The following is a 14209-nucleotide window of genomic DNA, read 5'->3' on the forward strand; positions in this document are numbered from 1 at the left end:
GGCCCTAGACGCTCAAGCGTAAGGCCAGGGCCGCCAGGGCGACGCCCAGGACCGGCAGGGTGAGGACCACGCCCACCTTGAAATAATAGCCCCACCCGATCTTCACGCCCTTCCGCGCCAGGACGTGCAGCCACAGCAATGTGGCCAATGAGCCGATGGGCGTCATCTTCGGCCCCAGGTCGCTGCCGATGACATTGGCGTAGATCATCGCCTCCCTCGCCGCGCCCGTCGCGCCCGAGGCGTCGATCGACAGGGCGCCGATCAGGACCGTCGGCATATTGTTGGCGATGGCCGACAGGAAGGCGGTCAGGAACCCGGTTCCGAAGGCCGCGCCCCAGACCCCGCCTTGCGAGAATCCGTCCAGCAGGCCCGCGATCTGGCGCGTCAGACCGGCGTTGCCCAGCCCATAGACGACCAGATACATCCCCAGAGAGAAGATCACGACCTGCCACGGCGCCTCGCGCAGCACCTTCGTCGTACTGATGACCGCGCCGCGCCCCGCCACGAAGAGCAGGACGACCGCCCCCGTCGCGGCGACGGCGGACACCGGCACCCCTCGCGGCTCCAGCACGAAGAAGGCGATCAGAAGAAACGCCAGGATGATCCAGCCCCAGAGGAAGGTCGCGCGGTCCTTGATCGCGCTGGACGGCGCGGCTAACCGCTCCACGTCATAGGCCTTGGGAACATCGCGCCCGAACACCGCGAACAGCACCATCAGCGTCGCCGCGATGCTCGCCAGGTTCACCGGCGCCATGACCGCCGCATAGCGGTCGAAGCCGATGTCGAAGAAGTCGGCCGAGACGATATTGACCAGGTTGGACACTACCAGCGGCAGGCTGGCCGCGTCGGCGATGAAGCCCGCCGCCATCACGAAGGCCAGCGTCGCCTTGGGGCCATAGCCGAGCGCCAGCAGCATGGCGATGACGATGGGCGTCAGGATCAGCGCCGCCCCGTCGTTGGCGAAGACCGCCGACACCGCCGCGCCCAGCAGGACGAACAGGACGAACAGCCTGCGCCCATGGCCGCCGCCCCATCGCCCGACATGCAGCGCCGCCCATTCGAAGAAGCCGGCCTCGTCCAGCAACAGGCTGATGATGATGATCGCGACGAAGGTCGCCGTGGCGTTCCAGACGATGTCCCAGACCACAGGGATGTCGGCCAGGGTGACGACGCCCAGCAACAGCGCCGCCGCCGCACCGCCCATTGCGCTCCAGCCGATCTGCAGGCCCTTCGGCTGCCAGATCACCAGGGTGATGGTGACCGCGAAGATCAGAAAGGCGACGATCATGGGCGGCTCCATCCCGGCCGACCGACGACCGCAGCGCCCCCTCTAGCTTGCATGACACCATATTTCCAGTATCTTGGAATAATGGAATCCGAACCGGCCATTCTCGCGCTCGCCGCCCTGGCGCAATCCACGCGACTGGACGCCTTCCGGCTGCTGGTCCGCCATGCGCCGGACGGCCTGCCGGCCGGAGAGATTGCGGACCGGCTCGCCGTTCCGACCAATACGATGTCGGCGCATCTGGGCGTGCTGTCGCGCGCCGGGCTGATCGCGTCCCAGAGGCGCAGCCGGTCGATCATCTACCGCGCCGATCTGGATCGACTGGGCGAGGTCGTGCTGTTCCTGCTCAAGGACTGCTGCCAGGGCCGCGCCGAGCTTTGCCAACCCTTGCTGGCCGAACTGGCCCCCTGCTGCGACTGAGGCCCAATGGACGTCGTCATCTATCACAACCCCGCCTGCGGCACGTCGCGCAACACCCTGGCCCTGATCCGCCACGTCGGGATCGAACCGCATGTGATCGAGTATCTGAAGACCCCGCCCAGCCGCGCGCTGGTGGCCCAACTGGTCGAGCGGATGGGTGGATCGGTGCGCGATATCCTGCGCGAAAAGGGCACGCCCTACGCCGACCTAGGCCTGGGCGACACAAGCCTGTCGGACGACCAACTGCTGGACGCCATCGCGGCGCACCCGATCCTGATGAACCGCCCCATCGTCGTCTCACCCCTGGGCGTCAAACTGTGCCGCCCGTCCGAGACGGTTCTGGACCTGCTGCCCGACCCTCTCGCCGAGCCTTTCGTCAAGGAAGACGGCCAGGTCATTCTCGACGCCTAGGGGTGGGAGACTGACGTTCAGGACGGTCCGGCGTCGTCAGGCGTCGGACCGTTTTGGCGTCTGCGGGATGCGATCCGTCAGCAGCTTCAGCACCTTGGCGGTGATCGCCAGTTCCTCGTCGGTTACGCCCGCCAATAGTTGGGTGCGATCCTCACGTGCGACGCGATCGGAGGCGTTCAGCGCCTCCAGCCCCTTGGGCTCCAGCCGGATCAGGTTGGCGCGTCCATCGCCGCAAAACGGATGGCGTGACACCAGACCCTCTTCGATCGACAGCTTGATGCGGCGTGACAGCGACGCCTCCGATATCCGCAGGATCGCCGCCAGCTCCGCCTGCGTCATCCCCTTGGGCTTGGACGCCAGGACATACAGGTGCGCGCGCTGGGCCGCCGTATAGCCTCGACCGCGAAACAGCGCATTGGCCCGCGTGATCCACGCCCGCGCGACAAAAGCGATGCGCATGGACACGACCAGTTCCGAGCTTCCGCGCGGATCGTCCCCGGTCGTTGCGGCATCCGCCTCCGTAAGGCTCAGATAGAAGGCGTCATCGGGATCGGCGCGGTCGGAAGGCATTGGCATCACGGAAACAGGCGCTGGAGTACAGACGAGGGGCGAAAGTCCTCACCCCGCGCGAAGATTCTCCACCACGCTTCTCAGTCGCGCCGGCAACGGCTTGGGCCGGCGGGTTTCGGCGTCGACATAGACATGAACGAAATGGCCGATGGCGGCGGGAACGTCGACGCTGCGCTTGAAGACCGCAAAACCGTAGGTGACGCTGGAGGTGCCGATCGCATCGACCTTGATGCCGACCTCGATCACATCGGGAAACTTCAGCGACGAGGTGTAGCGACAGCCCGAATCCACCACCAGGCCGATCGATTCCGTCAGCGCATTGGCGATCAGCAGATGGGCGTTCACCGCCGAGTCGACGAACTCGTAGAATTTGGCGTTGTTGATATGGCCGTACTGGTCGTTGTCGGCCCAGCGGGTGGAGACCATGTGAAAGGCCTTGTAGGTCGCCCGTTGCGCCAGCGCGCCCTCGTCTCGTTTCGGCATCGTCGTCTCCCTCGGCGACGCGAAACGTCGCTCTCGATCTCGACGCTCTAGCTTGGACGACGTTAGGTCAAGCGCCTATCGGTAGGTCGCTGATGACGAAGGCTTGAAGCATGACCCTTACGACCCGCGCCGCCGTCCTGTCGCAGATGGGCGCCGGCCGCCCCTACGCCGACAGCCGCCCCCTGTCGGTCCAGACCGTCACCCTGGAGCCGCCCGGCCCCGGCGAGGTCTTGGTCGCGATCAAGGCGGCGGGCCTGTGCCACTCGGACCTTTCCGTCATCAACGGCGACCGCCCCCGCCCTCTGCCCATGGCCCTGGGGCACGAGGCGGCGGGCGTGGTCGAGGCGCTGGGGGACGGCGTCACCGATCTCGTCGTTGGCGATCACGTCGTCATGGTCTTCATGCCGTCGTGCGGCCACTGCAACCCGTGCGCCGGCGGCCGTCCCGCCCTGTGCGAGCCTGGCGCCGCCGCCAACGGCCGGGGCGAACTGTTGTCCGGCGCCCGCCGCATTTTCCGCGAGGGCGAGCCCGTCAACCACCACCTCGGCTGCTCCGCCTTCGCCGAGCGGGCCGTCGTCTCGCGACGCTCCCTGGTCAAGATCGATCCCAACCTGTCGTTCGAAGAGGCGGCCCTGTTCGGCTGCGCCGTCCTGACCGGCGTCGGGGCCGTTGTGAACACCGCCGGCGTCAAGGCGGGCCAGAGCGTGGTCGTTATCGGCCTGGGCGGCGTGGGCCTGGCCAGCGTGCTGGGCGCCCTGGCCTCCGGCGCCAGCCCCGTCGTCGCCGTCGACCTGTCCGAGAACAAGCTGGCCCTGGCCCGCACCCTCGGCGCGGTCGAAACCGTCAACGCCGCCGACCCCGATGCGGTCGATCAGGTCCGCGCCCTGACGAACGGCGGCGCCGACGTCGCCTTCGAAATGGCCGGCTCGGTCCGGGCGCTGGAGGCGGCGTGGAAGATGACCCGGCGCGGTGGAACCACCGTCACAGCCGGCCTGCCGCCGCCGGATGCGGCCCTTGCCGTCAACGTCGTCTCCCTGGTCGGCGAAGAGCGCACGCTGAAGGGCTCCTACATCGGCACCTGCGTCCCCAGCCGCGACATCCCCCGCTACGTCGCCCTGTATCGCCAGGGCCGCCTGCCGGTAGATCGCCTGATGAGCGGCGTCATTCCCCTGGATGACATCAACACCGGCTTCGACCGCCTCCACGCCGGCGAGGTCGTCCGGCTGATCGTTCGACCGTGACGGAAGTCTTTACGACTCCAGCAACCGCCGTGCGTTGCGGATGGCGCGGGCGGCGGGTGACGCCTCCTGGCGATAGATCAACAGGCCGAACGAGGACGCCACGCCCAATGCCAGCCACAGCGGTCCGAACAGCCAGGCCGCCGCCGCGAGGGCGAAATAGTAGCCGCGGACACCCTGACTGAAAGAACTGAGCGCCGGGTTCAGAAGCTGGCCCGCCGCCTCGCTGAAAGCCTTGCGGTCGGTCTTGGTGTGGATCTCCGGCGCCGCGCCGATCAGCGCCAAGGCGTAGTTCATCTGGCGCAGCGCCCAGATGAAATCCAGAAAGCCGCGCGCCAGGCAGATCAGCACCAGCGCCAGCTTGGCCTCCAGAATCTTCATCGGCACATTTTCGGCGCCGACGGCGGCGAACCCTTGAAGTGCGCTCTCGCCGCCGAACAGGATGCCTGCGACCGCCGCGATAAGCAGCAGGTTGGTGGAGGCGAAGAAGGAGGCGGAGTTGATCGAATGACCCATCAACTGGCTGTCGATCAGCTTCATCTCCCGATGGGTCATGGACTGCATCCAGGCCGCCCGGACATGCTCCATGTCCTGATTCAGCGAGCCGCCCCGTCGGCTGATGAAGGCTAGGATGGGGCTGTATCCCAGCCAGCAGATGAAGAAGAGGGCCAGCGCCGCCCAATCGGTCCAGGTCATAATCCAGATGTCCGCGATGATGCGCCTCGACGCAAGCCCGCCGGAGGCGGCCTTCCCCACAGGTCGCCCTTGCCGTGACGGGCCGGGGAGCCTATCACCCTTCGCCTTTCAAAGTTTCGCAGTCGCAGCAAAGACCCCGCCATGAACCTCGACGCCATTCCCGTCGGCCCGAACGCTCCCTGGGACATCAACGTCATCATCGAAATCCCGCAAGGCGGCCTGCCGGTGAAATACGAGATGGACAAGGAATCGGGCGCTCTGTTCGTCGACCGCTTCCTGCACACCGCCATGTACTATCCGGGCAACTACGGCTTCGTGCCGCACACCCTGTCGGACGACGGCGACCCCTGCGACGTGATCGTGCTGAACCCGACGCCGGTCGTTCCGGGCTGCGTCATCCGCTCGCGCCCCATCGGCGTTCTGAAGATGGTGGACGAGGCCGGCGGCGACGAGAAGATCCTGGCCGTGCCGGTCGACAAGCTGAACCCCTACTACACCGAGATCGCCAGCTATCGTCAGCTGCCCGCTATCCTGATCGAGCAGATCGAGCACTTCTTCACCCGCTACAAGGATCTGGAGAAGGGCAAGTCGGTCAAGGTCGAGGGCTGGGGCGACGCCGGCGAGGCCGCCGACCTGATCGCCAAGGGCATGCAGGCCCATCAGGACAAGCTGGCCAAGAACAAGGCCGCCAACGCCGCCTGATCCGGGTGACGTCGGCTGATGCATCAAAGGCGCTCTCCGGCTGGAGGGCGCCTTTTTGCTGGCGACTATTCGCGCCAGCCCGACACGTCGTTGCCGCCGAAGACCATACGGCGGATCGCCGGAGCCATCAGGCCAACGGTGAAGCCCGGCGGCGGGGCGCTGGCGGCGTTCAGACGCGACATCTGTTCGTCGCTCAGTTGGAACGCGGCGGCGGCGATATTGCCCGCCAGTTGGGCCGCAGTGCGCACGCCGATCAGTGTGGAGGCGACGCCAGGGCGCTGCATCACCCATCTCAGAGCGACCTGAGCCGGCGATCGATCGGTTTCCCCCGCGACGGCTTTCAGGGTTTCCAGCACGTCCCAATTCCGATCGACGAACTTGCTCTGCCCAAAGGGATTGGCCCCGCTGAGGCGTCCGGTATTCGTCGTGTTCTCGCGTCGGTATTTGCCGGTCAGGAAGCCGCCGCCCAGTGGGCTCCAGGGCATGACGCCCATGCCGCCTTCAAGCGCGGCCGGGATGTGTTCGGCCTCGATGTCGCGGGCGACCAGTGAATACTCCACCTGGATCGCGATTGGCGCCGGCGCCCGCCGTTCTGCGGCCAAAGTCGCCGCCTTCATGGCCAGCCAGGCCGGCATGTCCGAAAGGGCGAAATAACGGATCTTGCCCGCGCGAGCGAGGTCGCCCAGCGTCTGAACGATCTCCTCGACCGGGGTCACGCCGTCCCAGATGTGCATCCAGTACAGATCGATATAGTCGGTCCCCAGGCGCTGCAATGACGCGTCCAGCGCGCGATGGATGTTCTTGGCTCCGGCGCCGCCGGCGTTGGGGTTCCCGCCGCCAGCCTGTGACGTCGTCAGCGGACTGGCGGATCCGTTGAAGGCGAACTTGGTCGACAGCACGACCTCGTCGCGGGCCCCGGCCTCCTTGATGAACTGTCCCACCAGGCGTTCGCTCTCGCCCCCTGCGTAGATGTCTGCGGTGTCTACGAAGTTGCCTCCCGCTTCGCGGTAGGCATCGAACACCCGTCGCGCCTCGGCTTCATCGGCGCCCCACTCGCCCGATCCAAAGGTCATCGTCCCAAGCGCGAGCGGACTGACGACCAGGCCGGAACGGCCCAGGGTGCGAAATTCGGTCAGAGACATCTTGTTTTCCTAGCGATCACTACAGAACCAGTGAGCGCGCTGGCGCCACAGGTCAAGATGTTTTATAGTGACCACTATGAAATCCACTCTGTCTTCGCGTCGCCCCGGTCGCCCGCTGTCCTTTAACCGCGACTTCGCCCTTCGACAGGCCATGCTCGCCTTCTGGCGTCACGGCTACGAGACGACGTCCATCGCTGATCTGACGGCGGCGATGGGGATCACGGCGCCGAGCCTCTACGCCGCGTTCGGCGACAAGAAGCAGTTGTTCCTCGAAGCCGTGCGTCTCTACGCGGGCGACCCTCAAGCGATGGCAGACGGCATCGACGCCGCGCCCGACGCGCTGGAAGCGGCGCGCGGGCTGATGACCGCCGCGGCCCGCGCCTACACGGGCGCGGACACGCCCAGCGGCTGCTTGATGGCCAGCGCGACCGCCAGCGGCTCGGCGGCCTCGGCCGATGTGCAGCGGGTCGTGGCGGACATCCGCCGCAGCGTTCGGCGCAGACTTCAGGCGAAGATCGATCAGGACATCCAGAACAACCGCCTGCCGCCCGCCACGAATGCCGCCGCGCTGGCAGGTCTGGTCATGGCGGTCATGCAGGGGATGTCCGTCCTGGCGCGAGACGGGATGGAGCGGTCTGCATTGCTGGGGATCGCCGAGGCTTCGCTGCAGGCCTGGCCCGGAGACGCGCGATAAGAGAGGAAGGCGCGAATGTGAAAACCGTCGCTGCGACGCCCCGCCCCTCTCCCGCAACGGTTCGGCCTCTCCTATCTGCGTCGCATGACCGAACTGACCCCCCGCGAGATCGTCTCCGAACTGGATCGCTATATCGTCGGCCAGAACGACGCCAAGCGCGCCGTCGCCGTCGCCCTGAGGAACCGTTGGCGCAGGAAGCGCGTGCCGGCGGACCTGCGCGACGAGGTGACGCCCAAGAACATCCTGATGATCGGCCCCACCGGCGTCGGCAAGACAGAGATAGCGCGGAGGCTGGCGCGGCTGGCGGGCTCGCCCTTCCTGAAGGTCGAGGCGACCAAGTTCACCGAGGTGGGCTATGTCGGCCGCGACGTGGATCAGATCGTGCGCGACTTGGTCGAAAGCGCGCTGATCATGGTGCGCGAGCGCCGGCGCGGCGACGTGCGGGCCAAGGCCGAGGCCGCCGCCGAGGACCGGATCCTGGACGCCCTGGTCGGACCCGGCGCGGGGCCGGCGACGCGTGACAGTTTCCGAAAGAAGCTGCGCGCCGGAGAACTGGACGACAAGGAGATCGAGATTTCGCTGGCCGACACCGCGTCGCCGATCCAGGGCCTCGACATTCCGGGCGGCGGCAATGTCGGCCTGCTGAACCTGTCTGAAATGCTGGGCAAGATGGGCGGCGGGCGCACCAAGACCGTCAAGCTGACGGTGCGCGATGCGACGACGCCGCTAATCGCCGAAGAGGGCGACAAGCTGCTGGATCAGGACAGCCTGACGCAGGAGGCGCTGAAACTGGCCGAGAACGAGGGCATCGTCTTCCTGGACGAAATCGACAAGGTTGCGGCCCGGCAAGGCGCATCCGGCGCGGACGTGTCGCGTGAGGGGGTGCAGCGCGACCTGCTGCCTCTGATCGAGGGCACCACGGTCTCGACGAAATACGGGCCGGTGAAGACCGACCATGTGCTGTTCATCGCCTCGGGCGCCTTCCACGTCGCCAAGCCCTCGGACCTGCTGCCCGAGCTTCAGGGGCGGTTGCCGATCCGGGTCGAGCTGAAGGCCCTGACGCGCGACGACTTCAAGCGCATTCTGACCGAGCCGGAAGCCAATCTGATCCGTCAGAACCAGGCCCTGCTGGCCACCGAAGACGTGACCTTGACCTTCACCGACGATGCGGTCGAGGCGATGGCCGATGCGGCGGTGGCGGCCAACAGCGCGGTCGAGAACATCGGCGCGCGCCGGCTTCAGACCGTGATGGAGCGAGTGCTGGAGGAGACCAGCTTCAAGGCCTCGGACCTGTCGGGCCAGACGGTGGCCTTCGACGGCGACGCCGTGCGCGAGAAGATGGACGCCCTGACCAAGGACGTCGATCTGAGCCGCTTCATTCTGTAGCGACGCGCTCGGCGGCCTTGCGGTTCTGGCGGCCGCGCAGGCGGTCCGCCACCCGTTCGGCCTGACGCTGGGTGAAGGCGAGAGCCGCGGGATTGCCGCGCCGGGCGCCGATGCTGTCGGCGACCTTGGCGCCCCGCTCGCCGATCGGCAGGGGCTTGCCGGTCGTGGTGTCCACGGCGGTCTGGTGCTCGATCTCGGCGTTCAGCTCGGCGCCCATCAGGATCACCTGCACCGACAGCCAGGTCCACAGCAGGAAACCCATCATGGCCGCCAGCGGGCCGTAGCTGTCGGTCCGCACGAAGTTGGACAGATACCAGCTGAACAGGAAGGAGACGGTCAGGCTGAGCACCGCCGCGAAGATCGCGCCCGGCGTGACCCAGCGCCAGCGCGCGCGCTGACGGCAGGGGCCATAGCGGTAGATGACGGTCAAGGCCGCGATATAGCCCGCCAGCAGCAGCGGCCAGCGCAGCGGCGCGATCAGCCCCCATTCCTCCTCCAGCCCGAACAGCCGCACCACCACCGGCACGCCGACGACCAGGACCGAGGTCAGCAGCACGGCGATGATGGCTCCGACGGTGAAGGCCATGCAGATCAGGTTGTAGCGCACGATGTTGCGGCGCTCGACCTCGTGGTAGGCGACGTTCAGGCCGTAGAACAGCACCTTGACCGCCCCGTTGGCGGTCCACAGCGACAGGGCCAGGGTCCAGGCCAGGGTGAAGGTCAGCTGGCTGTTGGAGTTCTCGGCCAGCCGCTGCATCTCCCCGCCCAGGAACTCGGCGATGCTGTCGGGCAGCAGGGCGTAGAGGAACTGCAGCCGGCCCCAGGCGTCGGCCGGATCGGCGAACAGGCCGTAGAGGGTGACGAACGTCCCCAAGAGAGGGAACAGCGACAGCAGGGTGAAGAAGGTCACGCCGCCGGCGACGAAGCCGACCCGGTCGCCGAAATAAGACCCGCCGGTGCGCCAGACGATGTCGGACCAGCCCCTGTGCGGAATGTGCTCGGGCCGTTTGGCCATGCGGCCGCGACCGGGCTCCTGAGCCTCATAGTCCTCGGGCGTGGGGACCTTGGGCGGCAGGGGTTCGGGGCGGGGCGCGCGCAGCTCGACCCCGACCTTGTGCCCTTGGCTGTAGAGCAGGTGGGCGGCGCCGGCCCCGGCGGCCAGACCCCCGGCGGCGGCGGCCAAGAACTTCCACACCCGCCCGCGCTCGACCGGCGCCGGCGTCCGGACGAACAGGTTGCGAAGCGGGGCGAGGCGGGAGGGGCGGCGCGCAGTCATCCCGACGCGAACGGTCAAGCTGGGCTCGCGTTCCTCCCGTCGCGCTTGAAATCGGCGCCGGGCCGGGCCAATCAACGCTCATGACCGACCCCATCACGCCCAAGTCCGCTGCCGACGCCCCGACCCTGCTGACCGCCTGGAAGGCGGCGCAGGCCCGGCTGAAGACCGGCCGCATCGACAGCCCCGCCATCGACGCCCGCCTGCTGCTGGAGGCCGCCGCCGGCGCCAGCCGCATGGACATCCTGACCGACCCCTATAGGCCCATCACCGCCGACCAGCTGAGCGCCTATGAGGCCATGGTCGAGCGCCGGCTGAAGCGCGAGCCCGTCTCGCGCATCGTCGGCAAGAAGGGCTTCTGGAAGATCATGCTGAACGTCACCCCCGACGTCCTCAGCCCCCGCCCCGACACCGAGACCCTGATGGACGTCTCCATGCTGGCCTTCGGCAAGACCGAAGCCTTCGACGCCATCGACCTGGGCACCGGCTCGGGCGCGATCCTGCTGGCGCTTCTGGCCGAGCGGCCGGCCGCGCGCGGGGTCGGCACCGACATCTCGTCCGAGGCCCTGGCGGTGGCCAAGGAGAACGCCGCCAACCTGGACCTGAACGACCGCGCGACCTTCCTGCGCACCGAATGGGCCGCGGGCTTCGGCGACGCCAGCTTCGACCTTGTGCTGTCCAACCCGCCCTATATCCCGACCGACCATATCGCGACCCTGGACCCGGAGGTGCGCGACCACGACCCGCACCTGGCCCTGGACGGCGGCCCCGACGGCTTGCAGGCCTATCGCGACCTCGCGCCCGAGGTGAAACGCATCCTGAAGCCGCTGGGCGTCTTCGCCGTCGAGATCGGCTTTGATCAGGGCCCGCAGGTCAAGGAGCTGTTCGAGGCCGCCGGCTTCACCGACGTCAAGATCATCAAGGACCTGGGCGAACGCGACCGCGTCGTCACCAACGGCCCGGACCCACGCACCCATCCGATCCCGCAGGACTGACCGAGATCAGACGGTCGGCGGACAAAAACACCGTCTAATTCGTCTAATTCGTCTGAATTGGCCCCCCCCGACCGTGCGATGCGTCCCCTGCGGACGAACCGAGACAGGATCGCACGGTTTGGGGGTGTGGGCAGGAGGATGACGCTGGCGGGCGGCAGGGCGTTGAAAACAAAAATAATTTTTTGAGGTATAGGAAGCCTGGGGCTTAGCTTCCATTACCGATCTGATTTGGCTTAGATGGTAAGTTCATAGCTTTCCGTCTGACATCGACATCTTTGCTCTTGGACTTAATCAAGCCGTCAAATGCTTCGAGTTGATCTACAAGTGCAATGAGGTCCGCCGGCAATGGTAATGATCCGCCTAAACCTGCGGCTTGATCATGCCCCGTTAGTTTGGAGGCGGCCGTCATTCCGCGATCATAGGCTAAGAAAATTTCATCATCGAAAACTACCTTCTCCAGTCGCAAGGTCTGAACAGACGGGCGATACCGTCGAATGACGTCCCGAAAAACTAACTCTTCCAGACTTCTTTCCCACGTCTTGCGCAATCGATCATAGAAGTTGGTCACCGAAAGATGGTAATTCTCGTTATCTCCGCCCTCTTCATATAATTTTCGAGCTGACGCAGCGAGCTCGCGAAGCTTGTGCTTTCTTTCGCTGAGCTTCTGAGCATCCCAAGGTGCCGGTTCTGCTGAAATCACACCGAAACCGTCCGAACCCCGCTCTAGAAAAATCCGTGTGAATGGAACTTGGGCAGTTCCGCACGCTTCTTCCAGCATGAGTAGAAACGGCAAATCATGTGTAAGTATGATCACCTGCCGGAAAGCAGACTCCTCTGCCATGCGAGTGGCTACGTAGCCACGTCGAATGTGGTCAAGTGACGACACAGGGTCATCCAATACAATTGGAGAGGACCTACCCGACACGGCGAGTTCTGCGAGAAATGCAGCCAGCGCAACAGCTCTATGCTCGCCCTCACTCAAAACGGCTCCGGCGCTTACCTTTCCCTGCGAGCTGTTCAAACCGACTACCCGCTCTACCGCGCCCTTCCTCGCGCTTGCCGTTAACCGCACCGGCACCTGCTCTACTCGGAGCGCAATCTTTTGCTGTGTGAAAGCCTGCTCAAGTCGGTCGGCTACATTTTGCTTTATGAGATCGCCGCCAAAGCGTGAGATTGCGGCTGTGCCGCATTGATCCAATGCAGTCTGGATTTTGTGAGAGGCTTTCTGCAAGGCATGTCGCTGACGAACAACCTCGGCTGCACCGGCAAGACTCTTCCGGCAACGATACGCCTTAGCTCGCAGGGCGAGCTCATCTGCGTTCCCCGCCGCAACTAGTCGGCCGAGTTCAGATTGTTGATCACGAAGCCTCCCCAATATCACGCGAACGTCTGCTAGGGTTGGCGTTGGCCAAGAAACGAAAGGTTCAGCGACTTCTCCGTTTAACGCCCTCAGAATGACTGAGATTCGCGCGCCCGCAGCGGCGCGATGTGTCTCGAAAACAGCTGATGAGCCGGCATACTCGTGCGTTAAAAGTGCGGGGATCGAGAGGTTTGCGAGGTCTGTTTGGAGCCGAATGTAATGCTCAATGATCCTCTCGCGTTCGGATGCAACTTGCGCAGCAGTTGCGGCTGCTTCTCCCGATACAAAAGCCCTGAACCGCTGTAATCGATTTCTCGCCTCGTCACCGAGTTCCTGCTGGCACAAAACGCAACGGTCGCCTGCTTCAGAAGGCGGGAAGCTCCGCTCAGGATAAGCTACACCAATCGAGTATCGCTCCGCTGCTTGGTACAGTGCTCGCCAAAGCTCCTCGCCGGCCCCCGGTAGCGGCTCCTCTGGAAATGCCCCGGACGCGGCGAGCTTTGCTGCAGATCGAGACGATACTTCACGGACCACCAGCTGCTGCGCTTTGGCAAGCGCAGTGTCATCGAGACTTGCGACGATCTCATCCAGAGCGTCTAGGGTGGACCATAGAACTGAGATTGCATCCTCTAGAGTTCGCAATCGACCGTTTGGATCAGCCACTGCTTGCGACAGAGATGACAAGACCTCATCATCTGATGCATTCCACTGCAAGAATGCATCAACTTGCTCTGCCGTTTTAGATCCAATATCTTCAAGGAAAGCGTTTGCTTCGACCGTTAGAGGTTCATCGCATATTTGCGTAGAACATTGAATCTCGATGGCCTCTATGCGTTTGCTGAGGTGCGATCCGACATCATCGAGTAAACCGCAAAGCCTTTCAAATACATCAAGGCCGAACGGCACGTATGCTAAACCACCCTTTTTCTCGACAAAGAACGGTGCCGTTTTAGTGTCGAAGACGGCTACACTAGTTAATCGATTGTCAGGTCCGCCGTCTTGCCAATTGATAACAGCGCCTTGGCCCTTAACTCTTATATCTAGCCGAGCGCTGGCTACGCCGGGCGGAGATTTTTCAAATACGTTGCCGATGATTTGCTCCGCATCGCGGGCACCACAGGCGCGTTTTAGAATGCGCGCGTAACCGGACTTTCCAGCTCCGTTGTGTCCATAAATGACGGTGAGGCCTAGGTCACCGAACTTGAGAGTTTGAGCCGGCGCTAGGCGATTTACGTTGTAAACGTCGCCAATTTCCAGAATTGCCTCAGCATTCTCTTCCTGGTGCGCAATAGCAAAGTCTTCCCTCGAAAGCGCGACGAGTCTGAAGGGTAGATCTTCCGGTTCCGCGAGAAGGGCGGTAGCGACATCCTCGACATCTTTTACGTCATGAGGTCGCCGCAGCACACGCCGCATCGCCTCCTGCTTCCAAAGCGGCTGCTGCGCGGCCCACTTGGCCATGGCCTTAGCCACCAGCTCGGCCGGGCTAACCGGTTCATCGACTTCGCTCATACTGCCCCCGATCCACCGATTGGACGCTAAGGCACCCCTTAGGGA

At 64.7% G+C, this 14209-nt stretch carries 14 protein-coding genes; 7 read left to right on the plus strand and 7 right to left on the minus strand.

What is annotated here, in order from left to right; translation table 11 throughout:
• Positions 1-4: 4 nt before the first annotated feature.
• Positions 5-1288: an arsenic transporter gene (locus tag AC3WRC_RS05565; RefSeq protein ID WP_492303177.1), complete on the minus strand. Its 1284-nt coding sequence runs from the start codon at positions 1286-1288 to the stop codon at positions 5-7.
• Positions 1289-1369: 81 nt separating this feature from the next.
• Here AC3WRC_RS05565 and AC3WRC_RS05570 point away from each other — a divergent pair, with 81 nt between their 5' ends.
• Both AC3WRC_RS05570 and arsC read left to right on the plus strand, forming a co-directional pair.
• Positions 1370-1705, plus strand: a complete 336-nt coding sequence (locus AC3WRC_RS05570; protein WP_017506449.1) for an ArsR/SmtB family transcription factor — start codon at positions 1370-1372, stop codon at positions 1703-1705.
• Positions 1706-1711: 6 nt separating this feature from the next.
• Positions 1712-2116, plus strand: coding sequence for an arsenate reductase (glutaredoxin) (gene arsC, locus AC3WRC_RS05575; RefSeq protein WP_271041882.1), 405 nt, complete (start codon positions 1712-1714; stop codon positions 2114-2116).
• 36 nt (positions 2117-2152) lie between these two features.
• On the opposite strand, the gene AC3WRC_RS05580 is transcribed toward arsC, so the two are convergent.
• Complete coding sequence (locus AC3WRC_RS05580) at positions 2153-2686, minus strand: MarR family winged helix-turn-helix transcriptional regulator (RefSeq protein ID WP_492303178.1); 534 nt, start codon at positions 2684-2686, stop codon at positions 2153-2155.
• A 48-nt stretch (positions 2687-2734) separates the two neighbouring features.
• Entirely contained in the window at positions 2735-3169 is a 435-nt protein-coding gene (locus AC3WRC_RS05585; RefSeq protein ID WP_017506452.1) for an acyl-CoA thioesterase, read from the minus strand.
• A 110-nt stretch (positions 3170-3279) separates the two neighbouring features.
• Here AC3WRC_RS05585 and AC3WRC_RS05590 point away from each other — a divergent pair, with 110 nt between their 5' ends.
• Positions 3280-4410 (plus strand): zinc-dependent alcohol dehydrogenase family protein, encoded by a 1131-nt coding sequence (locus tag AC3WRC_RS05590; protein WP_492303179.1) that lies wholly within the window; start codon positions 3280-3282, stop codon positions 4408-4410.
• 9 nt (positions 4411-4419) lie between these two features.
• Here the strand turns inward: AC3WRC_RS05590 and AC3WRC_RS05595 are convergent, their stop codons facing one another.
• Positions 4420-5103, minus strand: coding sequence for a DUF599 domain-containing protein (locus tag AC3WRC_RS05595; protein WP_492303180.1), 684 nt, complete (start codon positions 5101-5103; stop codon positions 4420-4422).
• A 141-nt stretch (positions 5104-5244) separates the two neighbouring features.
• Between AC3WRC_RS05595 and ppa the strand changes: the two genes are divergently transcribed.
• Positions 5245-5805, plus strand: a complete 561-nt coding sequence (gene ppa / locus AC3WRC_RS05600; RefSeq protein ID WP_039246191.1) for an inorganic diphosphatase — start codon at positions 5245-5247, stop codon at positions 5803-5805.
• 65 nt (positions 5806-5870) lie between these two features.
• On the opposite strand, the gene AC3WRC_RS05605 is transcribed toward ppa, so the two are convergent.
• Positions 5871-6947, minus strand: a complete 1077-nt coding sequence (locus AC3WRC_RS05605) for an aldo/keto reductase (RefSeq protein WP_492303181.1) — start codon at positions 6945-6947, stop codon at positions 5871-5873.
• Between the two features lie 76 nt (positions 6948-7023).
• Between AC3WRC_RS05605 and AC3WRC_RS05610 the strand changes: the two genes are divergently transcribed.
• Together AC3WRC_RS05610 and hslU are read left to right on the plus strand one after the other, a co-directional pair.
• The gene (locus AC3WRC_RS05610) at positions 7024-7641 is read left to right on the plus strand and encodes a TetR/AcrR family transcriptional regulator (protein WP_492303182.1); all 618 of its coding nucleotides are present in this window, start codon (positions 7024-7026) and stop codon (positions 7639-7641) included.
• An 84-nt stretch (positions 7642-7725) separates the two neighbouring features.
• On the plus strand, positions 7726-9027 hold the full coding sequence (gene hslU / locus AC3WRC_RS05615) for an ATP-dependent protease ATPase subunit HslU (RefSeq protein ID WP_492303183.1): 1302 nt from the start codon (positions 7726-7728) through the stop codon (positions 9025-9027).
• On the opposite strand, the gene AC3WRC_RS05620 is transcribed toward hslU, so the two are convergent.
• Entirely contained in the window at positions 9017-10321 is a 1305-nt protein-coding gene (locus AC3WRC_RS05620) for a YihY/virulence factor BrkB family protein (protein WP_492303184.1), read from the minus strand. The two genes, hslU and AC3WRC_RS05620, sit on opposite strands and share 11 nt — an antisense overlap.
• Before the next feature lie 62 nt (positions 10322-10383).
• On the opposite strand from AC3WRC_RS05620, the gene prmC reads away from it, so the two are divergent.
• On the plus strand, positions 10384-11295 hold the full coding sequence (prmC, locus tag AC3WRC_RS05625; RefSeq protein ID WP_492303185.1) for a peptide chain release factor N(5)-glutamine methyltransferase: 912 nt from the start codon (positions 10384-10386) through the stop codon (positions 11293-11295).
• 205 nt (positions 11296-11500) lie between these two features.
• On the opposite strand, the gene AC3WRC_RS05630 is transcribed toward prmC, so the two are convergent.
• Positions 11501-14164, minus strand: a complete 2664-nt coding sequence (locus AC3WRC_RS05630) for an AAA family ATPase (protein WP_492303186.1) — start codon at positions 14162-14164, stop codon at positions 11501-11503.
• Positions 14165-14209 lie beyond the last annotated feature (45 nt).

It is taken from the genome of Brevundimonas sp. EU05-FHT14B07, from assembly GCF_058790795.1.